The organism is Sphingobacterium deserti, assembly GCF_000757725.1.
GTDB lineage: Bacteria > Bacteroidota > Bacteroidia > Sphingobacteriales > Sphingobacteriaceae > Sphingobacterium > Sphingobacterium deserti.
Genome location: NZ_JJMU01000008.1, coordinates 38034 through 60536 on the forward strand (window position 1 = coordinate 38034; position 22503 = coordinate 60536).

The 22503-nt window shown below is 41.0% G+C and carries 22 protein-coding genes; 6 read left to right on the forward strand and 16 right to left on the reverse strand.

Annotated elements, in window-relative coordinates; translation table 11 throughout:
• Nucleotides 1–259 precede the first annotated feature (259 nt).
• From DI53_RS02425 to DI53_RS02450, 6 genes are all read right to left on the reverse strand, one after another.
• Nucleotides 260–463 carry a YwbE family protein gene (locus DI53_RS02425; RefSeq protein ID WP_037494957.1) on the reverse strand — a complete coding sequence of 68 codons (204 nt, stop codon included), beginning with the start codon at nucleotides 461–463 and terminating at the stop codon, nucleotides 260–262.
• Between the two features lie 72 nt (nucleotides 464–535).
• Nucleotides 536–1855, reverse strand: a complete 1320-nt coding sequence (gene rseP, locus DI53_RS02430) for an RIP metalloprotease RseP (RefSeq protein ID WP_037494959.1) — start codon at nucleotides 1853–1855, stop codon at nucleotides 536–538.
• A 129-nt stretch (nucleotides 1856–1984) separates the two neighbouring features.
• The gene (locus DI53_RS02435; protein WP_037494961.1) at nucleotides 1985–3154 is read right to left on the reverse strand and encodes a 1-deoxy-D-xylulose-5-phosphate reductoisomerase; all 1170 of its coding nucleotides are present in this window, start codon (nucleotides 3152–3154) and stop codon (nucleotides 1985–1987) included.
• 13 nt (nucleotides 3155–3167) lie between these two features.
• A complete protein-coding gene (locus DI53_RS02440; RefSeq protein WP_037494963.1) occupies nucleotides 3168–3959 on the reverse strand; it encodes a hypothetical protein in 792 nt (263 codons plus the stop codon).
• 62 nt (nucleotides 3960–4021) lie between these two features.
• Nucleotides 4022–6142: a S9 family peptidase gene (locus tag DI53_RS02445; protein ID WP_037494966.1), complete on the reverse strand. Its 2121-nt coding sequence runs from the start codon at nucleotides 6140–6142 to the stop codon at nucleotides 4022–4024.
• Nucleotides 6143–6264: 122 nt separating this feature from the next.
• Nucleotides 6265–6600 carry a DUF3276 family protein gene (locus tag DI53_RS02450; RefSeq protein ID WP_037494969.1) on the reverse strand — a complete coding sequence of 112 codons (336 nt, stop codon included), beginning with the start codon at nucleotides 6598–6600 and terminating at the stop codon, nucleotides 6265–6267.
• A gap of 273 nt (nucleotides 6601–6873) precedes the next feature.
• Here DI53_RS02450 and DI53_RS02455 point away from each other — a divergent pair, with 273 nt between their 5' ends.
• The 4 genes from DI53_RS02455 (at nucleotide 6874) to DI53_RS02470 (ending at nucleotide 11117) form a co-directional block, all read left to right on the forward strand.
• Nucleotides 6874–7764: a LiaF transmembrane domain-containing protein gene (locus DI53_RS02455; protein ID WP_052071977.1), complete on the forward strand. Its 891-nt coding sequence runs from the start codon at nucleotides 6874–6876 to the stop codon at nucleotides 7762–7764.
• 10 nt (nucleotides 7765–7774) lie between these two features.
• Nucleotides 7775–8812 (forward strand): sensor histidine kinase, encoded by a 1038-nt coding sequence (locus tag DI53_RS02460; protein ID WP_037494971.1) that lies wholly within the window; start codon nucleotides 7775–7777, stop codon nucleotides 8810–8812.
• Nucleotides 8805–9548 (forward strand): LytR/AlgR family response regulator transcription factor, encoded by a 744-nt coding sequence (locus tag DI53_RS02465; protein WP_037494973.1) that lies wholly within the window; start codon nucleotides 8805–8807, stop codon nucleotides 9546–9548. Before DI53_RS02460 ends, DI53_RS02465 begins: the two co-directional genes overlap by 8 nt.
• 123 nt (nucleotides 9549–9671) lie before the next feature.
• The gene (locus tag DI53_RS02470; RefSeq protein ID WP_037494976.1) at nucleotides 9672–11117 is read left to right on the forward strand and encodes a serine hydrolase domain-containing protein; all 1446 of its coding nucleotides are present in this window, start codon (nucleotides 9672–9674) and stop codon (nucleotides 11115–11117) included.
• Nucleotides 11118–11206: 89 nt separating this feature from the next.
• On the opposite strand, the gene DI53_RS02475 is transcribed toward DI53_RS02470, so the two are convergent.
• Together DI53_RS02475 and DI53_RS02480 are read right to left on the reverse strand one after the other, a co-directional pair.
• Complete coding sequence (locus DI53_RS02475; RefSeq protein WP_131555154.1) at nucleotides 11207–12052, reverse strand: hypothetical protein; 846 nt, start codon at nucleotides 12050–12052, stop codon at nucleotides 11207–11209.
• 151 nt (nucleotides 12053–12203) lie between these two features.
• On the reverse strand, nucleotides 12204–12689 hold the full coding sequence (locus DI53_RS02480) for a peroxiredoxin family protein (RefSeq protein ID WP_037494981.1): 486 nt from the start codon (nucleotides 12687–12689) through the stop codon (nucleotides 12204–12206).
• Between the two features lie 116 nt (nucleotides 12690–12805).
• Here DI53_RS02480 and purN point away from each other — a divergent pair, with 116 nt between their 5' ends.
• Entirely contained in the window at nucleotides 12806–13381 is a 576-nt protein-coding gene (gene purN / locus DI53_RS02485) for a phosphoribosylglycinamide formyltransferase (RefSeq protein WP_037495089.1), read from the forward strand.
• 23 nt (nucleotides 13382–13404) lie between these two features.
• Here purN and DI53_RS02490 read toward each other — a convergent pair whose 3' ends face one another.
• Entirely contained in the window at nucleotides 13405–14589 is a 1185-nt protein-coding gene (locus DI53_RS02490) for an esterase (protein WP_081939371.1), read from the reverse strand.
• Between the two features lie 201 nt (nucleotides 14590–14790).
• On the opposite strand from DI53_RS02490, the gene purH reads away from it, so the two are divergent.
• A complete protein-coding gene (gene purH / locus DI53_RS02495; protein WP_037494984.1) occupies nucleotides 14791–16317 on the forward strand; it encodes a bifunctional phosphoribosylaminoimidazolecarboxamide formyltransferase/IMP cyclohydrolase in 1527 nt (508 codons plus the stop codon).
• A gap of 269 nt (nucleotides 16318–16586) precedes the next feature.
• Here the strand turns inward: purH and DI53_RS02500 are convergent, their stop codons facing one another.
• The 7 genes from DI53_RS02500 to DI53_RS02530 all read right to left on the reverse strand — a co-directional run bounded on the left by DI53_RS02500 (nucleotide 16587) and on the right by DI53_RS02530 (nucleotide 22472).
• Nucleotides 16587–17534, reverse strand: a complete 948-nt coding sequence (locus DI53_RS02500) for an MBL fold metallo-hydrolase RNA specificity domain-containing protein (protein ID WP_037494987.1) — start codon at nucleotides 17532–17534, stop codon at nucleotides 16587–16589.
• Nucleotides 17531–18133 (reverse strand): dephospho-CoA kinase, encoded by a 603-nt coding sequence (gene coaE, locus DI53_RS02505; protein WP_037494988.1) that lies wholly within the window; start codon nucleotides 18131–18133, stop codon nucleotides 17531–17533. The genes DI53_RS02500 and coaE overlap by 4 nt, the downstream gene beginning before the upstream one ends.
• Nucleotides 18134–18146: 13 nt before the next feature.
• A complete protein-coding gene (locus DI53_RS02510; RefSeq protein WP_241462353.1) occupies nucleotides 18147–19034 on the reverse strand; it encodes a YbbR-like domain-containing protein in 888 nt (295 codons plus the stop codon).
• 406 nt (nucleotides 19035–19440) lie between these two features.
• Entirely contained in the window at nucleotides 19441–19761 is a 321-nt protein-coding gene (gene yajC, locus DI53_RS02515) for a preprotein translocase subunit YajC (RefSeq protein WP_037494992.1), read from the reverse strand.
• A gap of 112 nt (nucleotides 19762–19873) precedes the next feature.
• Nucleotides 19874–20308, reverse strand: a complete 435-nt coding sequence (locus DI53_RS02520) for a DUF1573 domain-containing protein (protein ID WP_241462354.1) — start codon at nucleotides 20306–20308, stop codon at nucleotides 19874–19876.
• 56 nt (nucleotides 20309–20364) lie between these two features.
• Nucleotides 20365–21312 carry a transcription antitermination factor NusB gene (gene nusB, locus DI53_RS02525; RefSeq protein ID WP_037494996.1) on the reverse strand — a complete coding sequence of 316 codons (948 nt, stop codon included), beginning with the start codon at nucleotides 21310–21312 and terminating at the stop codon, nucleotides 20365–20367.
• A gap of 89 nt (nucleotides 21313–21401) precedes the next feature.
• A complete protein-coding gene (locus tag DI53_RS02530) occupies nucleotides 21402–22472 on the reverse strand; it encodes a Leu/Phe/Val dehydrogenase (protein ID WP_037494999.1) in 1071 nt (356 codons plus the stop codon).
• Nucleotides 22473–22503: the final 31 nt, after the last annotated feature.

Sequence of the window (22503 nt, forward strand, 5' to 3'; positions counted from 1 at the left end):
AATTAAAAAGGCAAAATTAAAAAGTCAAAAAAAGGAAATTTAGAAATGGAAATTAAAAAGGCAAAATTAAAAAGTCAAAAAAAGGAAATGTAGAAATGAAAATTAAAAAGGCAAAATTAAAAAGTCAAAAAGCAGAAAGGGAAAGCGAAAAGCATAAAATCAAAAGGCAAATTAATGTCGATGAACTCGCTACGCTTGGCTAAAAAATTAAAAACGGAGGGAGTTACAATTTGCAAAGCAAGAAATGAATGTATAGAAATTAAAAATCATCTTCTATTATCTCTTGCACCCTACCGATCTGCCCATCTTGGAGGCGCACTTTAATACCGCGGTGATGAAAGGGAGCAGATGTCAATAAGTCCTTCACAATTCCTTCGGTCAACGTCCCTGTACGTTGATCCTTCTTTAATACAATATTAACCAGCATTCCGGGTTTAATATTTGCTCTTGTTTTTCCGTCCATCTCTTATTTATATTAACGGCTACTTCCGAGATCGCTCTTTCGATAGCAGAAGTAGCCGTTTTATCCACTACATTACCATTTTATTATATCATTGCCCAATGTAAAAATCATCAATGCAATGAGTATAAAGAAGCCGACCATTTGCGCCTTTTCCAGAAAGTTATCGCTAAGGGGTTTACCTTGGATCATCTCCACGATTAAGAAGATGACATGTCCGCCATCCAGTGCGGGAATAGGCAGCAAGTTCATAAAAGCGAGGGCCATGGAAAGCATACCTACTAAACTCCAGAACTTGACCCAGTTCACTTCTGTACCAAACATCTTGGCTATACCTACCGGCCCAGAAAGTGCTTTATCTGCACGGACATCTCCCTTAAATATTTTTCCAAAACCTTTTATATTGTCTGTCACTACAGACAAAGCTTTGTTAGCACCTATTGGAAGAGACTCGATAAAACCATACTTCTGCACGATGACAGGGAAATCTATCTCACCGAGATTCACACCGAGTGCCGCCGTAGAGTCCACATTTCCTTTCAAAACAACCTGCTCACCGCCACGGATTAAGGTGACATCAATCGCTTTCCCTACGTTATTTTTTAGCGCTGCGGTAAACTCATCGTAAAAACGTGTTGGCTGACCATTAACAGCGATAATGCTATCGCCCTTCATAACCTGCATGCGCTCTGCTTCAGACCCCTTACTAACTTCTTGCACGCTATTTAAAGTATGCCGCGGGCTAACAAATTCATTTTTCTTGTGTTCGGCTACTGCATTCAGGATATCGGCAGGCACTTTCAGCTCCTGCTGCTTGCCTCCGCGTTCGATGGATAAAACGGCATCGCCCATAAGCACTTCCGAGCTCATCACATCGCCAAAAAACTTAACAGCCGGTTTGCCATTTACGGCAAGGATCTTATCCCCCGCTTGAATCCCAATCTCTTTCCCGATGATGCCTGGGACAACGCCATACTGTAATTTTGAGTTGTCAATATCGTTTTCACCATAATTAAAGGTCATCATCCAAAACACAACAATGCCGACGATTACATTTACTATGATCCCACCAAGCATAACAATAAGACGTTGCCAAGCCGGCTTCGAACGAAACTCCCACGGTTGAGGATCTTGCTTAAGCTGTTCCGTATCCATAGATTCGTCAATCATTCCGGAGATCTTTACATAACCACCCAAGGGTAACCAACCAATCCCATATTCGCAGTCTTTGTAGGTGAATTTAAACAGCTTTACACCCCACGCATCAAAGAAAAGATAGAATTTTTCAACTTTGATTCCAAAGGCTCGCGCAGCCAAAAAATGCCCCAATTCGTGTAATATAATCAAGATTGACAAGCCTAAAATTACTTGTCCGATCATTATTAAAGTTCCCATTGAAAAATTAAAAAGTAAAAAGTCAAAATTAAAAAGTTAAAAGTTAAAAGTCAAAAGTTACTATCAAGAAGTCAAATTTGAAATTGACATCGTGTAACATTAAATTTTAACAGCTAACTCCGAAAAACATTATTTTATCTGTATCTTATCTATTAAATCTCGTGCCACAATGCGCGATTGCTGATCGACTGCCAGCAGATCCTCCAGTGAAGGCTCGTCAATCTTTTTTTGCTGACATAATGTCGCTTCGATAAGATCACTCATGCCTATGAAAGAAATTTTATCCTCTAAAAATGCAGCGACGGCAATTTCATTTGCAGCGTTAAGCACGCAAGCTCTATCCCCCCCATCGCGCAAGGCGTCATAAGCCAGCTGCAAATTACGGAATGTTTGCACATCTGGTTGTTCGAAAGTGAAAGTGGGATAATTTAAAAAATTAAAGCGCTCAAATTCGTTAGCTTCTCTCTGCGGATATGTTAATGCGTTTTGTATGGGCAATTTCATATCGGGAAGACCCATTTGCGCTTTCATGGATCCGTCTCTAAATTGTACGATGGAATGAATGATAGACTGCGGATGCACGATGACATCGATTTGCTCTACGGAAAGGTCGAAAAGCCATTTCGCCTCAATAACCTCAAGCCCCTTATTCATCAGCGAAGCAGAATCTATCGTAATTTTGGCTCCCATTACCCAATTAGGATGTTTTAATGCCTGCTGCTTGGTTACACCTGTTAGAAAAGCACGATCTTTTCCTCGAAATGGGCCACCTGAGGCGGTAAGGTAAATTTTTTCGATCGCTTGTTGCTCTTCGCCAAGTAAGCATTGAAAAATTGCGGAGTGCTCGGAGTCTACGGGCAACATAGCTACATTATGCTGCTTGACCAGATCCATGATAAGCTGACCGGCTACCACCAGCGTCTCCTTATTAGCTAGAGCAATGTCTTTGCCCTGCTTTATCGCAGCTACGGTAGGTCGTAAACCAGCGGATCCGACTATAGCATTCAGAACCAAATCGATTTCTGGACGTTGTACGACTTCTTGTAGTGCATCTTCACCACACAGCACGACGATATCCAAGTGACCTAAGGCATGTTTTACTTTTTGATATCCTTCCGCGTGCAAGATCAAAACTGCAGCAGGTCGAAATTCCAGTGCTTGTGCTATCAAAAGGTCAGCGTTGCTGCTAGCCGTAAGAACTGTAACCTCCAACATTTCGGGAAATGCGCGCACCACGTCGAGGGCTTGCGTACCGATGCTACCCGTGGAACCTAGAATGGCGATGTTTTTTTTCTTCAACGTTTTGATTAAATTAAATGATGTTCTTCAGCAGCTCTGGATCATCGCCGCCTTGGTAATCCTTCATCATATCATGATAGGCCACAGCCATTACTAAACTGACTGAAGGAATAATTACAAATGTGTTGATAAAGCTAAACGCCTTGGCGATGATAAAGTAATCCAAATATTCGCAAGATGCCTGTAGCATATAAGCCATACCAATGACCATGAACAAGAGCAGTAGGCTTATTGTGTTGCCCTTTGTCAGCGCTACACTAAGCCTGCAGGAGCGAAAAAGATGGAATTTTTTATCGACCATGAAATAGGGAAAGAACGTGATTCTAATCAGCACAAATAGCATAATGATGCCCGTAATAAATGGATTTATTTCCAAACTTAAGGTTTCCATATCCACATCTAAATACAAGAGCGGAAAAGTGATAATGGATGAAAGCAAATAGACCAACCCAACGAGGAACGAGTAAAGAATAAATCCCAACAAAAAATTGAAAAACTGCTTTGTCGATGGAATATAATCTTTAAAATCAGCATGCTCTATGCCTCGAGCTAACAATAACGACCGTTTAATTAATACCAATTGTGTTCCAAAGAATAAGGTCAAGAAGATAAAACACAGCAAGGCCTTAATCGCGTATGCGTTCGTATCAGACAATGTCATTGCCAAGTATGAAGAAAGGTTTGATGTTACAAACAACAAAAAGCATAATCCGGCTATGGAAAAATAATGATTTTTCAATAGCGCTAGCGCCCTTAATACAACATCGTTGGCCTTGAATGTGCTCTCCTTTAAATACTGTAGCATGCTTAAATATGATTATGCAAATATGAGATTATTTTTTTTTGACACACGAATATTCTGTGGCACTAATTGAAATCTGCCGGCACCGGCTTCTCCAGAAGAAATTGATAGTAAAATCGTACACGTTCCTTAAAATCGTACGCGGATTTCGACCGTGCAAATCCATGCCGGCTACCGGGATAGATCATCAATTCAAAGGGAACGTTTCTATCGGTAAGTGCATCAACCAACTGCGTTGTATTCTGCAAATGAACGTTGTCATCAATATCACCATGCATAATTCGTAATCGTCCTTTGTATTGATCCACATAGCTTAGCACCGATCCATTTTTATATCCTTCGGGATTATCTTGCGGGGTATCCATCCATCTTTCCGTGTAATGGCTATCATAAAGCTCCCAGCTGGTTACAGGTGCGCCCGCTACACCAAAATCGAAGTAGTCAGCACCTTTAGTAAGAGCCAAGCAGGTCATATAACCTCCATAACTATGCCCGGTAATCAACAGTTTATTTTTGGCTACCCAAGGCTTGGCTTTCAGCCATTTTGCGATGCTGATGTAGTCTATCATTTCCCATTTACCCAAATTTCGGTGCATCAAGGCAACGCCCTGCTTTCCGAAATGCCCGGAAGCACGGTGATCGCAAGCAATCTGAATGATGCCCTCCTTTGCCCAATATTGATTGGATGTCCCTTTCCACGTATTGCGTACACTCCCCGCATCTGGGCCCCCATAAATGCTCATCACGACTGGATAAGTCTTACGCTCATCGAAATCAATGGGATAGGTAATGATTACTGGAAGCTGAAATTTACCATCTTCGGAAGGGATAGTGAAATATTCCGTTTTGCCGATAGTATAGCGATCAAATTCCGCGGAGCGGCTATCGGCCAATTCTTTAATCAATTTCCCTTTGTTATCCAATAACGCGGCCTTTGTCGGGGTATTTACATTGGAATAGGTAGTTATGAAATATTTGCCATCAGGTGACACCGCAACATGATGCGTGAAATCGCCGAATGTAAGTCTTTTACTATTGCGTCCGCTATAATCTACACGATACAAATCCACAGTCGCCGAATTCTCCTTACGGGCTGTGAAATACACAACTTTATTTTTTTCATCGACAAATTCAATCGAACTTACTTGCCAATCGCCTTGTGTGATGGGATTCAGCATCTTCCCATCCAATGTATATAAGTAATAATGCGCCCAACCGGTACGATCGGACTTTAGGATGTAATGCTTGTTGTCTGCCAGATAGGTGATGCGTTCATCATGATCTAAATTAATCCAACTTGGTTGCTTTTCATCATATGTTTCCTTTTTCGTTCCGTCGACAGGATTTACAGCGTAAAATTTCAGGTTGTTTTGTTCGCGGTTCATCCATTGCACCATGATAGACTGGCTATCAAAACTCCAATAAGGCTGGCCAAAATACTGATCGGTCTTTGAATCAAAATCCGCCCATGTTACATCCGCCCCGGCCACCTCTACAAAACCAATTTTTACTTCGGGGTTCGGATCTCCAGCCTTCGGGTATCGTGTTTCCTCCAAATAGCCATGCTGTCCGGTCGAAACGTAGATTGGAAACATAGGAACTTTGCTATCATCAAAGCGCATGAAAGCAATCTTTTTACTATCTGGAGACCACCAAAAGGCTTTATAATTTGTTGATCGCCCCAGGATTTCTTCGTAATAAACCCAAGATGACCAGCCATTATAGATAACATCTGTCCCGTCGCTGGTATAGCGGATTTCCTTTCCAGATGCCAGCTCTAAGCTATACAGGTCGTTTTTTCTGGTAAAGGCCACATATTTTCCATCCGGCGATAGTGTCGGATTTTTCTCTTCCAGGTCAGGAGACTGCGTAAGTTGTTTAGCAGGCTGCTCCCCACGGCGAATAAATACATCGTTATCTTTCACAAAAACATTAATGTCTGCCTTCACGGGAGGTGTGTAGGTTGCACGTTCGCCGCTTGCCACATTGACGCGGTAAAGCTTACCGTCACTTGCGTCCCGCTCTATATAATGTTGATTGTCGGCCCAACCCATGTACTGATGGATAGGCTTGGTAATAGAGGCTTCCTGCCCCCACAACTGTTTAAAAGTCAAGTCTTTTTGCTGCGCAGGTAATTGCGTAACAAATAATGTACTCAGGAAAGCCCCTGCTATAAATTTATTCATCTTAGATTATTGATAAAGCTACGAAATTAACAATAATAAAAATTCCGGACGGGGATGCCGTGTAACATATTTAAAAAAAAAGCCACTTTAAAGTGGCTATGATATCGTCATTTACAGAATACTTAGAAAGTGAAATTATCTTTTTTGGCGTATTCGTTGCTTTCGTATGCAGAATCATCCGGGTTGGCTTCGTATCGCTTTTCTACGACATCTTGGTTGGCTTTAATGTAGTCGACAACTTCAGACAAACCTTCAGCAAATTTTTCAAAATCTTCCTTGTACAAGAAAATCTTATGCTTGATAAATTGACCATCTTCAAAACGTTTTTTGCTTTCTGTGATGGTCACGTAATAGTCGTTCGAACGAGTTGCTTTTACATCAAAAAAATAAGTTCGTTTTCCAGCTCTCACCTTTTTTGAAAATACTTCTTCGCGCTCTTTGTTTTCAAAATCTCCCATTAGTATTGTAAGTATTTAAGTTTTAATCCTTTTTCAGTTATAAATATATAATAATTTAATTCAATGCTCCAACTTTTTATAAAAAAAAATTAGATTTCCCCATTTTTTTTGTAGAAGGCATCGCTCATATGTTTTAGCGGCGATCTTACGCTAGGGAATTTTCACCGAAAAAATGCCGGGCTTTACCGAAAAAGTGTAATGTATTACCTATTTTGGCTTACTGATTTCTAAGTATTGCGCTACTTTTGAATCATACAAATAACACACACAGTAATGGAAAGAGAAAGAGATCATAAATTTACAACGCCCCCACCGATACCGCCACGGAACAACAAAAGCGCGAACATCGTCGGCGCGGTTATCGTTTTCTTGGGATTGGCCCTGTTATTAAAAAACCTAAGCTTAGGCATTTGGTTCCCTCGCTGGATATTCGGATGGGAAATGATCTTGATTATTATCGGTTTGGTGATTGGGGTTAATTCGCAATTCAAGAAGAAATCATCAATCATTTTGATCTGTATCGGTAGTTTATTTCTACTGAAGGATTTAATGGATCTATCTTTCGGAAGGGTGATAATCCCATTAGGAGCGATTATATTAGGTATCTATTTAATTATGCGAAACCGCAGCCATACGCCCCCCCCAATTCCACATGTACCTAACCCTCAGCCCGAGAAGGATGAGTTTGACTGGGACAAGCGGGTCGTGGAAGCAGATGGTGAAGCTAATAGCACGTTCCAATCGCCTTTCGACCGAGCGCAAACTGAAGCTGCCCCGAGGCAGACTTATGAGCAGAACCAAAGTCAGGGCTACAGCTACGAGGGTGAAAATTATATCAAGGTAGACTCTGTCTTTGGAAATGCGACGAAAATAATCTTTTCGAAAAATTTCTTGGGCGGAACGATGACCAACGTGTTTGGCAGCACGAAAATCAATCTGTTACAATCGGATATACAGCAACCTGTAGCCCTAGATATATTTCAACTCTTTGGTAGCACAAAAATTATCGTTCCTCCGCATTGGATCATCGCGACTACGGTGTCATCCATTCTAAGCGAGAATGACGATAGACGGGTAATACTGACAAACATTTCCGATCAGAACAAGTGCCTGTACATTACAGGTACTTCTATCTTCGGGAACATCACCATAAAAAACAGCTAAGAAGGCGTAGATGATCTTTAAATTAACATCCAAAAACCGCCTGATCCACGTGACGACGTGGACCATTTGCATTTTGTACTTTTTTGTTTCGTATTTTTTATTGTGGTGGGATTGCAGGCCGAAGCCCGTAACTCCCTATGAGCCTATTATCGGAGCGTTGTCTATTACTATTTGTTGCTATCTGATCTACAGCACACTGCAATATTACCTTCCTCGTAAGAATCAATACACCAAGATCATGCTCATCTGCGTCATCTTGACCGTGATGAGTGTGGGGCTTTCTATTTTTTTGCTGAATCAATTTTTTGATCATTTCTCGCTATTCCACTTTTACGAAGTCCTTCCCTATCGCTTTATTATCAACTTTCTTCTATTGTTATGCGTGATTATTATTAACATCTTTTGGAATATTCAAGAGGAGTACGAGGATAATAAAAAAAGAAAAGAGGAGTCGGAACGGATATTACGCGATGCGGAACTGTACAACTTAAGACAGCAATTACAACCGCATTTTCTTTTTAACAGCTTAAATTCTATTATTGCGCTTATCGGAATCAAGCCCGATGAGGCACGCAACATGACCTTCCAATTATCTGATTTCCTACGGGGTACGATGCGTAAGGATGATAAGCAATTAATCCCACTAGCCGACGAGATTGCGCATCTACGTTTGTATTTGGACATTGAAAAGGTGCGATTTGGGCACCGGCTCACCACAACCTTTCATCAGGAAGAGGATTCGAGTCGCGCAAAAGTGCCCTCTATGATCATCCAACCTTTATTGGAAAACGCCATTAAATTTGGATTGTACAACGTTATTGGCGATGTTCAAATTACGATAGACATCCGCATGGTCGATTACATGCTCCATATCAGCATTACAAACCCCTTCGATTCTGACCAATTTGAAACAAAAAAAGGGACAGGTTTTGGGCTATCCAGTATCAAACGTCGTCTTTTCTTACTGTATAGCCGCACGGATTTATTGGAGACATCGATTAAAGATCATATATTTACGTCGACCTTAAAAATTCCACAATATGATTAAGACCATTGTTATTGATGATGAGCCGCTGGCGCGCATGATAGTCATGGAGTATCTAAAGCAGCATGCTGATATCCAGATTGTCGCCGAATGTGGTGATGGATTTGAGGGCGCAAAGGCTATCCAACAGCATCAGCCCGACTTGGTATTTCTGGACATACAAATGCCTAAATTAACGGGATTTGAAATGCTGGAAATCATCGATGATATGCCGAATGTTATCTTCACAACAGCATTTGATGAATTTGCCATAAAGGCCTTCGAGAAAAATGCCGTCGATTATCTTTTAAAACCTATAAGCAAAGATCGTTTTGAACAGGGATTGCTAAAATTTAGAAACGCCTTCAATAGTAATAGTTCAACGCCGCAACATACCTCAACAAAGGTTGCCGCTATCACAGAAGAGGAGTCGCTGGAACGTATCGTGGTTAAAAATGGAACGCAGATCAAAATTATTCCTGTGCAACAGGTTACCTATCTGGAGGCGTATGATGACTATGTAAAGATTAATACAAAAGACGGCGTCTTTTTGAAGAATAAGACGATGAGTTCTTTTGAAAAGCAACTTGATCCGAAGCAATTCGTTCGCGTACATCGGTCATTTATAGCTAAAGTGGATCAGCTCGCAAAGATTGAACCGATGGAAAAAGAAAGTTATATCGCAACGCTGCTTACCGGCGAAAAGATCAGTATCAGTAAATCTGGCTATGCACGACTGAAGCAGGTTATTGGTCTATAAGCGTCGATTATTAACAATTGCCCATTTAAAAACGTAACATATTTATAGCGCGATCACTTAGCAACATATTTATCTGGCGGCAGTATTGAATTTATCTAATTTTGTTTCTGTAATTTTGCGTCCATGAGGCGCAAATTATTTTTTATAGTATTTCTTCTGACCACGTTGACAGGTGCTTTCGGACAAAGTAAAACGGAACTTATCAACCGAGCGATTTTCAATAAAATAGAGTTTTTTATCAATACGCAGATGACAGACTCTATTTACAGTCTTGCATCTGACAATTTCAAAAAGCAGATTCCGGCGGAACAGCTGGCTTTTGTTTTAAATAAACTCTATCAACTAGGCACGATACAGCAGGTAGACGTCGTAGACTTTAAAGAAAACACTGCAACATACTTGCTTCAGTTTAGCGAACACGCCTTACAAGCTAAGCTTGCTTTAGATAGCACCTTGCATTATGAAATGCTTGCTTTTGTACCGGCCGAAAAACCTACTCAAAAAAAGGTTGAAAAAGCCGACGTGATTAGTAATGTCGAGAAGGTTTCTCCCTTGGATTTTTATATTGATTCGTTAGCGAGCAGTTACGTAAAAAAAGGCGATGCTCAATCCCTCGCTATTGCAATCTTTCATCAAAACGATTATAAAACTTTCTTTTACGGCGAAACCGAAAAAGGAAACCAAACACTCCCAACAGAAACCAGCCTTTACGAGATTGGATCTATAACGAAAGTCTTTACGGCAGTGCTATTGGCAGATTTAGTGACTAAAAATATGCTGGAGCTTGATGATACCATCAGCAAATTTCTTCCAGACTCTGTCGCGCAAAACCCAGCGATACAAGGTATCACATTTAAACAGTTAGCAAACCATACGTCTTCGCTTCCGCGTCTTGCCGATAATTGGAACAAAGTTGCTGGTTTTAATGAGCGTGATCCTTATGCTGCATATGACCGCAAAGCACTTTTTTCCTTTTTAAAAAATTTTAAAGGCGGAAAAAATCCAGGAGAAGAGTATGAATATAGCAATGTGGGTTTTGGTCTACTCGGCGAACTGATTTCGATAATAACAAAAAAGCCCTACATACAGTACCTACAGGAAACCGTACTCACGCCGCTTCAGATGACAGGTACTTTAGAAAAGGTTGATGCAAAAAAGCAGCAAGCGTTTCTAAAAGTGTATGATGCGGAAGGCAATGAAACACCACTTTGGAATTGGAAGGCCATGGTAGGTGCTGGCGGATTAAAATCCAATGCGAAGGACCTAACGCTTTTTGCAGTGGAACAGTTTAAAATGCCGCTGGAAGATCTTCAAAAAGCTATGGCGTTAACGCGTGAATTTACATTCTTCACCCCTAATAATATGGATATCGGCCTCGCTTGGCATATGAGTATGCTCGATGGCATCATTTATTTCCGACATACCGGCGGTACGGCCGGAAGCAGCTCGTTTATTGGTCTATCGCCTGATACAAAAACATCCGTTGTGGTGCTTTCAAACCAGGCAGAAAGTGTGGAAGAGATCAGTGTTGCTATTATGGAAAAATTGCTACAGCAGTCGCAAAATTAACGTAAGTCTTTATTTTTTTTAAACTTGTTGTTGATTGGCAGTATCAAGTCAACAACAAGTTTAGCAACATGTCATTAATATATACGATCTTATTTCTGTTCGGCTATCGCGCTGTAATATTTTAGTCCACTTGTATCCTCACGCTCGATGATTACAATGTTCGTCGTATTGGTTTGCCAAATCGCCTTTGGCTTGGCATCTTTCATTTTGTTATGGAATAAACGGTCATACAAGGCACTTAAGCCTTCAAGCTCCGGTATGTTTATTGCATTTAAGGTTGCATCTCCATATAATGAGGTGAAAAATGCAGCGAGTTCAACACCTCCTTCTTCAATCCTTTTTTCAAAATTTAAATCAGAGGTACCTTGTGGCGAAAATGAGATGTTTAGCACGACATATGGGATAGCCCCATTATTATACTTTGTAGAAAGAAAATAGTCTTTAGCTGCCGGGTTAAAATTTCCCTCATCATTCTTGTCGCCCTCATCCCAAACAATATTTAGGAAGTCACGCTGATCAACCACCTCTACGCTGAGTTCTCGACTTTGAATAATCTTCTCTTTTTTAAAGAAGGACAAGCTGAATTTGTAAACCCCGGGGGTAGCGAAAGCTTGTGCCATACTTCCTCTAACCGACGAAGGTGTAGATTTCGCGTACAATATCTCAGGGACAGACCATATTGCTGAATCGAATAGTTCTGTCTCCCCTAAAAGCAATAGTGGACTTGCCGAGTTTTCATCTTTACCGACATACATAGTAAAAAAAACGTTCTCAAAGATATTGACCTTGGTCTTACTCGCTTTCACGGATACATTGTCCAGAAGGCTACTTTCAACAGGTTTTTCTTCAGATTCTGGTTCTGTAAGCTCTGCCTCTTTGGAACAGGATAAAAGCAAAGCAGAAGTCGTTAGACAACATAGTAAGTATTTTTTCATAAGTCTCACAATCATGATCAAATATAAACTTTATACAAGAGAAATAAAGACACAGAAACGAACATTATTTATCAAGCAATTAAAAAAAAGCGAAACTATCGATGAATGGCTGATTGTATAACGAAGGAATCAAATGAATACTCGTTTTAATTTATTGCACAAATCGGGCAATTTCAGCCGTCTTACTCTCACCTTGGAAAGATTTAACTAACTTCTTTGTTGCGGCATCATAGATGTAAGTGGCGGGGTAATTTACCGGATTGAATTTCTCGATAAACTCCACGCTTTCTTCTTTCCAAAACGAAACGTTCTTTCTGGTCTTCAACCCTTTAGCAAACATATTGATATATCCGTCCACATATTCCTTATCATTCATCGTGATAAAAAAAATGGAACTTTGTTGGAACTTTGCGATATTTTTGGAAATGTTTTCGCCAAGCTCCTGGCAATGGCCGCATCCCGGATCATAAAAAACCAATACAATTTTTCCCTTTGAGGGAAGCATTTTTTGGAAAGTCGCGTCCGGATTGTAAAGATTCCGAAGCTTTGTTAAAGAAGGGAGCTGTGCGGGCTGCTTCTGCGCAACGCAGTATGATGCGAATAGAACTAAGGCTAGCAATAATCTTATTTTTGTCATTATTAGCGATTTGAACGTGTAGAACCTTCCAAATTACCGCGGGAAGGCTGATTTATTGGGAAAATACCATATATTTGGTTACAAATCAATATTTAAAATACAGAAAATTCAATATTGTGAAAAAACGCATCGCTATCTTCGCTTCAGGTTCGGGTTCTAATGCACAAAAAATAATGGAGTATTTTAAATACTCTAATCTAGCGGAAGTTTCCTTGGTGTTAAGTAACAACCCAGATGCTTACGTATTACAGCGTGCTGATAACTTCGAAATTCCATCGCATGTTTTTGATCGTAAAACTTTTTACGAATCGGACGAAGTGGTTGACATACTGAAGAGGCTTGAGATAGACTTAGTTGTTCTCGCGGGTTTTCTATGGCTCGTTCCTGCGAACCTTTTAAAAGCTTTTCCGAATAAGATTATTAATATACATCCGGCCCTATTGCCAAAATTCGGAGGGAAGGGCATGTATGGCGACCGCGTTCATAAAGCGGTGCTGGAGGCAGCTGAAGAAGAACATGGTATTACCATTCACTTTGTCAATGAAAATTTTGACGAAGGCGAAGTAATTCAGCAGGCAAAGTTTAAAGTTGATGCAGACGACACTTTGGAAACGATCAAGTTTAAAGGGCAGCAATTGGAACATCAATACTTCCCAAAGGTGATTGAAAACTTACTGAAAAAATATAACTAGAAAAGGGAGCAAAGCTCCCTTTTCTAGTTATTGAATAATTGCGGCACAAACTCCGTCAGGTATAATCTCCAATTTGCCCAAGTATGCCCTCCCTCACTTTCCCGATAAGTATATTTCATATTAATAGCATCTAATTTTTTACGATACTCCTCCCCCGTTTTATAGAGAAAGTCTTCTTTGCCCATACCTATCCAATACAGCTTGTATCCCTGATCCCGCTGTTTGAGGAGATTTTGGTCAAAGTTTGTAAACACCGGACTTGATGCATGCTGATTCATACGGAAGGCCGCCGAAAAAAGTCCGATATAATCAAATGTGTTTGGCAAATACGATGAGATAAATAAAGTATGGGAACCGCCCATGGAGAGGCCAGCGATGGCACGGGAGGATTTTTCTTTTTTTACCCGGTAGTTGTTTTCTACAAATGCTATGACATCTTGGAAAGACTCTTCCATTTTTCCGGTTCCGACGTCCGGTGTAGCAAATTCAATAGGATACTGCCCCTTAGCCGATTCTCCTGGCGCCGCCGCATTGGAAACATGCCCATTCGGCATGACTACAATCATAGGCCTTGCCTTCCCTTGTGCTATAAGGTTGTCAAGAATTTGCGAGACGCGCCCTAACGACGGCCAGGCTTCTTCATCACCGCCCATTCCATGCAGAAGGTAAAGTACCGGATAACGTTGCTTACTTTGTTCATAACCCGGAGGGGTATAAATCGTTAATCTGCGATTCATGTTTAATGTAGCAGAATTGTACCAACGTCGTGCCAGGCTGCCATGGGGCACATCCTGCACTTGATACAGGCTCGCTTGCTCGCCGCCCGTCAGGAAATAATTGAATGTATTGCTTACATCCCTTATCTGATAAACATTCAGGGGATCATTCACAACGGCGCCGTCGATATCGATGTTATACAGAAAAAGGTCCGAGGCCATCGGATCACTGGTATAAGACCAGTATTTACCATCTTTGATCATGAGCTGCTTTCCGCCAATAGGGCCTACGCGTTCCATCCAATTCCCAACCAATTGCACTTGCTTGGCATTTGGCGCAAACACCCGAAACGTAACGCGATTGTCTGCCGACACTTCTGGAGATATTTTGCGCTGCTCTTTATCCGGATTGATGTTTTCTTGTGCGGAAGCAGTTCCTAATACATGGGCTGCCGACAGAAGCGATATTCCTACATATAATTTTACATTCATAAGCTAATATTTTGTTGCATTAAATGTACAAAAAGTTGATTAGATGAGGTAGATGTTACCGGCAGAAGCTGATGTCTTATTTCCCAGCAAATGACCAAAAACGCTTGGCTGTAGATAAAGCTGCTAAAAACGATTTAATAAGATGAAAACATGACTTAGTTATTCTAAAATTCGTATCTTTGCCGCTCCAAACATAATACAATGAATCATCCTGTTAAGATTAAAAATGCTTTGGTGTCAGTTTATTACAAAGACAACCTGGCCCCTCTCATTCAACTATTAAATAAATACGGAGTTACTTTCTACTCTACAGGCGGTACGGAAGCTTTTATCCGTGAGCAAGGTGTTGATGTCGTACCAGTTGAAGATCTAACCAGCTATCCATCTATTTTAGGAGGACGTGTGAAGACGCTTCATCCCAAGGTCTTCGGTGGTATTTTGGCTCGTCGTCCATTGGAAAGTGATCAACAGCAGCTTGCACAATACGAAATTCCAGAGATTGACTTAGTTATTGTTGACCTTTACCCTTTCGAGGAGACTGTAGCCTCTGGCGCAGCTCAGCAGGACATTATCGAAAAAATTGATATTGGCGGTATTTCGTTGATCCGTGCTGCAGCGAAGAATTATAATGATGTCGTTATTATCTCTTCCAAAAATGATTACAAAGAGCTGGAAACGATCCTTGCCGAGCAGAATGGCGAAACAAGCCTAGAGCAACGTAAGGAATTCGCAAAACGTGCTTTCAATACCTCATCTCATTATGACACGGCTATCTTTAACTATTTTAATGAAGAGGATCCTTTGCAGGTATTTAAACAATCCGTACAACAAGCGCAAAGCTTACGTTATGGAGAAAACCCGCATCAGAAAGGAACTTTCTTTGGCGACTTAGAAGCCATGTTTGATAAATTAAACGGAAAGGAATTATCCTATAACAACCTTGTTGACGTGGATGCTGCTGTCGCAATTATCGACGAATTTACGGCACCTACATTCGCTATCCTGAAGCATACAAATGCCTGTGGCGTTGCTTCGCGTGCGAACGTTAAACAAGCTTGGCTGGATGCGTTAGCTTGCGATCCGGTATCGGCTTTTGGCGGTGTATTAATAACCAATGGTGAAGTGGATAAAGAGACTGCAGAGGAAATAAACAATTTATTTTTCGAAGTATTGATTGCGCCTTCCTACACGGCGGACGCACTAACGGTACTTACAGCGAAGAAAAATCGTATCATTTTGCGACGCAAGTCCATTGCTCTTCCTACAGCGCAATTTAAAACCTTATTGAATGGTGTTATCTTACAGGATAAAGATAACACGGTTGAAGGCCCTTCAGAAATGACGACTGTGACAAACGCACAGCCAACCGCAGCGCAACTGGAAGATCTATATTTCGCTAATAAAATCGTGAAACATACGAAGTCTAACACGATCGTTTTTGCAAAAGACAGCACCTTGATTGCTTCTGGCGTTGGGCAGACATCACGTGTTGACGCGCTTAAACAAGCAATTGAAAAAGCGCAATCATTTGGCTTCGACATTAAAGGAAGTGTAATGGCTTCAGATGCCTTTTTCCCCTTCCCTGATTGTGTGGAAATCGCGGGTAACGCCGGTGTAGCAGCTGTTCTTCAGCCGGGTGGATCGATTAAAGACCAACTCTCTACTGATATGGCGAATGAAAAAGGAGTAGCGATGGTCGTGACAGGTGTAAGGCACTTCAAACACTAAGGCACAACTTATTTATCATATACGAAAAGGGCAGTCTGCACAAAATAGACTGCCCTTTCTTTTTATCTTCATTGTCAATAAGCCTACAGGAAACCTAAAAGCCAATAAATAATGATAAATGCGATCACCGTACCAAAACATCCGAAACCTAATTTTCGTGCTCCCCATCCGGCGAATAATACCTTAAAAAATCTATTCATAGTGTGTAGCTTTAAGTTGATCTATTTTTATACTTGATCAACTTGCAAGAACAATGCCGTGAAACGCCTTTAATGCTTATAAATATCCCGAACGAGCAATTTACCACGGAGATGCTCACGCAAGTGTCGGCCATCACCATGAATAGTCCATACTTGCGTAGGTTGTACTTTCTCGATAAAGAAAAGTAAATCATCCCAATCGATATGATCAGAAATATAAAGTTCGATATCATTTTGTCGCTGTAGCCTTTCCCAACCAGAAGCAAATGCCTTCAATACATTTTTCGCTTTGAAATAGCTGTTGAATGTCAACGGTGGAACTAAATAAATTTTATTGGGAGCACCCTCTTTCATCGCTTTTCTATTATACAATACATATTTCAGCGGAGTAGAGCCCAACTTTTCGTACAATTTATGTATTGGATAAATCTTATGGTGAACCAATACTTCGCGTTCGGGCAAGTATTGGTTTATTAATGCAGTTAATCGTTGCGCCTTTCCTAGGGTATAGCATCCCAGCATAATATTACTGGGCTTATTTTTTAGTTTTAAAATTTCCTCTTTGAAATCCGGATGTTTTATAGAGGGATTTGCAAAAGTTGATTCAGTGATTAACACATCGGCTTGCACAATCTCTATTGGTTCACAAGTGGGGTCAAGCTGTAATTTATAGTCTCCAGTGTAGAGATAGCGTATGCCTTGGTAGCTCATCAGGATTTGTGCGGAGCCAAGCATGTGTCCAGCAGGCAAAAACATTACCAACACATCACCAATTGTGAAGCTGTTTCCAAAAGCAATGACCTGTGTGCTTTCGTCGTTTATCTTCCCAAATTTATTTCGCATAAATGCGAATGTAGCTTCTGTCGCATACATTAATCGATGGCCATTTGTAGCATGGTCGCCGTGTGCATGGGAAATTAGATTACATGCTACAGGTAACATGGCATCAATATAAAATCCGCCGTAGCGGCAATAATAACCTTCTTCGGTTTTTACAAGAAAATCGTCTACTATCATTTTACGGTCAAGGATGCCTCGATAAGAAAGGTATGTAATTTTAATACTTGCGGCAGTAGCGGCTGGTCGCCGTCATTTACAATAACAAAATCTGTCAATTCCATCTTGTCTTTATCGGACATCTGTTTATTTATACGGTCTTTTACCTGCTCTTCGGTTGCATTATCCCTTGCCATAACGCGTGCTATTCGAACATGCTCGGGCGCAGTTACCAACACGGTAAAATCTAAGGATTTATAGGAATCACTTTCAAAGAGAAGAGCCGCTTCTTTTAGTGAATAAGCAAAAGTCTGTCGTTCTGCCCATTGCTTTCCGTGTTCAATTACCACAGGATGCACAATGGCATTTAAGCGAGCCAGCTGATCGCTATCTTTAAACACGCGGGATGAAAGATAAGGACGATCTAATAAATTATTTTTATCATACACTGCATCTCCAAAAGCGTCGATCAATTCCTGCCGAATAGTCGCACTTGTATTCATCAGCTCTTTAGCTTCCTTATCTGCATTATAGAACGGCACTCCTAACGCCTGAAATATATGCGCTACATAGCTTTTGCCTGAACCGATCCCGCCGGTGATGCCTACTTTTAATCCCATTATCGCTCTCTATCTATCGTCTTACAAAAAAGTCTACGTTCTGCGGTTCCACGCTGATCAGCTTGCAATAATCTGGTATCTTCGTGATGATTACCGGCAAGCTCTGGACTTTATTCTTTTCCCAACTTTCCATATCTACGATAGCTTCAAAGTCTCGTGAAGACCATTTATTGTAATCTTTCAAAGAAACCAGGAAGGCCACCTTTACTTTACTCGGCAGCGTTCGCACCGAGGTATAACTTTCCGCGTTCTCTACTTTTAGGGGTAGCTCCACGACTTTCTCGGTGATCTCCCCTACTGGAATGCTAATTTCTGAGAACGTAGGATAGATTGTGATGTTATTTTTTTGGTGTTTATTGAGGTAGGCTACCGTGCGAATGTCTGCGCCCACGTTTATACCTTTAATGGTGTCTGTTTCTAAGTATTCGATATTTGCGACATCTTCCAGCGGCCCCGTCACTGTCACATATTCTGGATTGGCACGCGTATCGCCGATGATTCCATACTGCTTTTTAAACTGCATATCGTAAACTGGCCGCACGGGAACCTTACGCTGTGTTTGTTTGGAAAAGTCGAAATACAGCGTGTCCGGACTTACGGCTACCACTTGGTTATCGCTCGGAAATTGCCGGTTTACATACCCCAACTGATTGGTAAATACAATAAAATTCCGCGTTTTTAAACCACTTAAATCCACCTGTATATGTGGGGTATCTGGATGCAATCTTTTCAAAAATATTTTCCAGCCACTCAGCTTCATCCTGATATTCACCGTATCAGACTGCAAGGGATGGAACGCTTTTTTTTCCGGAATGTTTACGTAAGAAATACCTGCATTAATGGTATACGTCTGCACGGTCGATACGGCAAACAAAAGCCAAGCGGCAAAGGATATCCCCATGCATCGCAAAAAAATTGCAATTTTCCTCCGTTTTGCCTTGCTGATCCGAGGTTGAGCCATAAAGACAAAGGTAAATGTTTCATGTACATATCTCCAAGTTTTGGCTATTTAATCGTGCGTATATCGTCTTTTGGCTACTATAAGATTGCTCCAGGTTTATTATAGCTTTAATCGCTCACCTGTACAGAGACAGTATTGCTTATATGTGCGTTTTAATACCAGGATCGGAGATTGCTCCCTATTCCTGTATCCTAGTGCTCTAAAACCCCGTGCTACCTATGCGTCTATTATGCGCCTGTGCACACCATTGTTCGCGGCAAAGCGCGATCATCGCACCGTGAAACGCTGCTTTCAGCTATAAAAAAAGGCAACCCTTGGGTTGCCCTATCTCTAAAACTTTATTTAGTTACTTTTTTACGGTTTCGTTGTTCGCTGCTCTCGAAGCATCTAAAGCAATAGCGGTCTTGTCAAAACGGATGCGGACGCCTGATCCTACATCAACCAAAAACGTAGTTTCACTCACTTCAACAATGCGGCCGTGGATACCTGCGTTGGTAACAACTTTCGAGTTAACGCCTAACTCCTCAATATATTTTTTATGATCTTTCTGTTTCTTCATCTGGGGTCTGATCATAAAGAAGTAGAAAACTACGATAATTAAGATCATTGGCAAAAAGCTCATTAAGTTGCTTCCACCCGGTGCTGCTTGTAATAATGTTGTAATCATGTTTTAAATTAAAAAGTCAAAATTAAAAAGTGAAAAGTTAAAAGTGATAAATTAAAAAGTCAAAAATTGGAAGTAATAAATAATAACTCAAAAACCAATTATATGGCGTTCGTTATTTCTTTAGCACTTCACCTTTCAACTGAATTGTTGTCACGTTGTTTTCTGCATTTGAAACCACAGTCACAATTTTCTGCTGCTTACCTACCTGACCATTGCTATCAAAGCTCACTTTTATCTCGCCAGATTTTCCCGGAAGAATAGGTGTTTGCGTATAGGATGGCGTCGTACAACCACAAGATGCAGATACCTGTGAAAGAATAACAGGTGATGTGCCTGAATTTAAGAACGTGTAAATGTGTTCTACAACTTCACCCTCTTTGACTTGTCCAAAATCAAAAGCCGCTTCAGCAAATTCTATCTTGCCTGTGCCAGAAGCGTTGCTTTCGTTGGCAGGTACGCTATCGCTAACCGCATTCTCCTTTGTCCCTGCGTTACCACAAGAAACAAGTACGGATGCCGCAACGCAGAAAAAAAACGTTTTCAACATATTCATATTCATTTATTGTTTTGTGAACCGAAGCTCTATTTGTCTATTTCAAGAAATTAATCTTTGAGTCCTCTCCCCTGTTTTTGAATGCGTCCATCTTGCGATAAATCTGCAAGAATTTTATCCAAAATACCATTGATAAAAGTATTACTCTTATTTGTACTAAATGCTTTAGATAGCTCAATATACTCGTTGATCGTCACTTTAACAGGGATGGTCGGAAAATTCACTAACTCACAAATGGCCATTCGCATGAGCAAGGTATCAACCAAGGCGATACGATCAGCTTCCCAGTTTTTCGTTTTTTGCGAAATCAGTTCCTGGTATTCCTTGCCATAGCGGATCGTGTGTTTCAATAAATCGATGATAAATTCGCTATCCTCATCCCAACTTGGTGTCAGGTCAGCCAATTTGTTTTGCACGGGGTTTTCGCTGCTGAAATTTTTGAAAGTTTTGGCAATCATCGCCTGTAAAACTTCTTTGTCTACAGTCCAGTTGATAAACTTTGTATCAAAAACCTGATCTATTTCAGTAGATTTTAATACAATTTTTTTGAAGATGAATTTGATAATATCTTTTTCACCAGCAATGGACTGATCTTCCTGCTTCAGGTATGCAAGATACTCTTCGGACTCTTTAAGCTGCGCAAAAATTGATCGAACAATTTCCGGATCGAAAGCCCAAGACACATTGTACTTCTTGACATTTTCCAGATAGGAGCGATTTTGACGAAGAGACGTTATAAAGCTGTTGTTATTGAGTTTCGTTGTGTAAATCTTATCTTTCTCCGTCGGTAGAAATTTATTAGCGCGGCCCTCGGCATCGATCAACACATACTCTGCCACCTCATCCAGTAGGTTTAATGTCCAGATATACATCTGGTTCACCTCATCTACACTTTTAAGCAGTGCTTTCTCAAAATCTCTCACTTGTTTATCCTCTGATAAACTGAACGCATAAAGCGTTTGCATTACTTTCACCCGCAGGTGCCTTCTGTTAAGCATAATTCAATTAAAGAACGATTGTATATAAATAAGAACGTATTATACTTGTTATTACACGGAGCTTCCGACGTTTACAACGCCAGCTCCATTTATCTTTTTAACTTTTTGATGTCAAAGATACGCTTTTCTGCCAATTGTTTTGCAGCATCAAAGGTCGTGATGTTTTCTTCTTTCGATCGCTGAATGACATTTCGTGTGGCATTATATATATTTTTGACCAATGCTTCTGTGCGTTCGTTGCCGTAACCTTCTATTTCCGAATAACAACTTATTAGCGCTCCAGAATTGATTAAAAAATCTGGATTATACAGGATGTTGTGTTCCTTCAATAATTTGTTAGTCAGCTCCTCTTCTTTCAACTGATTGTTTGCTGATCCAGCAATAATTTTACACCGCATGCGTGGCACCGTCTCTGGGTTTACGGTTCCACCTAGCGCGCAGGGGGCGTAAACGTCAGCGTCCAGTTCGAAGCTTGTTGAGTAGGTAATAGGTTCTGCTTTGTATTTTGCAGCGATCTTAAGCTTGCGCTCTTCCGTCATATCCGAAACATAAACACGAGCATTTTCGGCGCGCAACATGCCCACCAATTGTTCGCCTACGCTACCAACACCCTGCACCGCGACTTTTCGTCCGGCAAGGCTGTCATCGCCATACAGTTCTTTTATTGCCGCTTTTATACCGTAGAAAACTCCACGAGCAGCAAACAACGTGGTGTCGCCTCCACCATTCAAAGAAGCTGGCAAACCGGCAACATATTGCGTTTCGGACAGCATATACTCTAAATCTTTTTGCGTAGTGCCGATATCCGTAGAGGCGATGAAATTTCCATTTAGCCCTTCCACAAATTGACCAAAGCGACGCATCAACACCTCCGTTTTATCCGTGCGATTGTTACCAATGATAATAGCACTACCGCCTCCCAAATTAAGACCAGCTAGCGAAGCTTTGTAGGTAATGGCTTCGGAAAGCCGCAGGGCGTCATCAATCGCTTCGGGAAGCGACTCATAGGGAAGCATGCGTACACCGCCTATTGCCGGCCCTAATGTAGTATCATGGATAGCAATAATAGCCTGCAATCCCACCGCCTGGTCATGACAAAAGAATAAATTTTGATGGCCGGAAACGCCCATCTTCTCGAAAACTGAATTGCTTGCCGCCATAGTATATTAATGCCTGTGCTTACCAATAACT

Bases quoted from the DNA above. Each gene is read 5' to 3' on its own strand.
- purH (WP_037494984.1), top strand. From the start codon at position 14,791: ATGAATCATCCTGTTAAGATTAAAAATGCTTTGGTGTCAGTTTATTAC.
- yajC (WP_037494992.1), bottom strand. From the start codon at position 19,761: ATGATTACAACATTATTACAAGCAGCACCGGGTGGAAGCAACTTAATG.
- DI53_RS02465 (WP_037494973.1), top strand. From the start codon at position 8,805: ATGATTAAGACCATTGTTATTGATGATGAGCCGCTGGCGCGCATGATA.
- coaE (WP_037494988.1), bottom strand. From the start codon at position 18,133: ATGGGATTAAAAGTAGGCATCACCGGCGGGATCGGTTCAGGCAAAAGC.
- DI53_RS02440 (WP_037494963.1), bottom strand. From the start codon at position 3,959: ATGCTACAGTATTTAAAGGAGAGCACATTCAAGGCCAACGATGTTGTA.
- nusB (WP_037494996.1), bottom strand. From the start codon at position 21,312: ATGCTTAACAGAAGGCACCTGCGGGTGAAAGTAATGCAAACGCTTTAT.
- DI53_RS02510 (WP_241462353.1), bottom strand. From the start codon at position 19,034: ATGGGGATATCCTTTGCCGCTTGGCTTTTGTTTGCCGTATCGACCGTG.
- DI53_RS02480 (WP_037494981.1), bottom strand. From the start codon at position 12,689: ATGACAAAAATAAGATTATTGCTAGCCTTAGTTCTATTCGCATCATAC.
- DI53_RS02455 (WP_052071977.1), top strand. From the start codon at position 6,874: ATGGAAAGAGAAAGAGATCATAAATTTACAACGCCCCCACCGATACCG.
- DI53_RS02470 (WP_037494976.1), top strand. From the start codon at position 9,672: ATGAGGCGCAAATTATTTTTTATAGTATTTCTTCTGACCACGTTGACA.
- DI53_RS02530 (WP_037494999.1), bottom strand. From the start codon at position 22,472: ATGGCGGCAAGCAATTCAGTTTTCGAGAAGATGGGCGTTTCCGGCCAT.
- DI53_RS02425 (WP_037494957.1), bottom strand. From the start codon at position 463: ATGGACGGAAAAACAAGAGCAAATATTAAACCCGGAATGCTGGTTAAT.
- DI53_RS02490 (WP_081939371.1), bottom strand. From the start codon at position 14,589: ATGAATGTAAAATTATATGTAGGAATATCGCTTCTGTCGGCAGCCCAT.
- DI53_RS02520 (WP_241462354.1), bottom strand. From the start codon at position 20,308: ATGTTGAAAACGTTTTTTTTCTGCGTTGCGGCATCCGTACTTGTTTCT.
- DI53_RS02500 (WP_037494987.1), bottom strand. From the start codon at position 17,534: ATGATAGTAGACGATTTTCTTGTAAAAACCGAAGAAGGTTATTATTGC.
- rseP (WP_037494959.1), bottom strand. From the start codon at position 1,855: ATGGGAACTTTAATAATGATCGGACAAGTAATTTTAGGCTTGTCAATC.
- DI53_RS02445 (WP_037494966.1), bottom strand. From the start codon at position 6,142: ATGAATAAATTTATAGCAGGGGCTTTCCTGAGTACATTATTTGTTACG.
- DI53_RS02460 (WP_037494971.1), top strand. From the start codon at position 7,775: ATGATCTTTAAATTAACATCCAAAAACCGCCTGATCCACGTGACGACG.
- DI53_RS02475 (WP_131555154.1), bottom strand. From the start codon at position 12,052: ATGAAAAAATACTTACTATGTTGTCTAACGACTTCTGCTTTGCTTTTA.
- DI53_RS02450 (WP_037494969.1), bottom strand. From the start codon at position 6,600: ATGGGAGATTTTGAAAACAAAGAGCGCGAAGAAGTATTTTCAAAAAAG.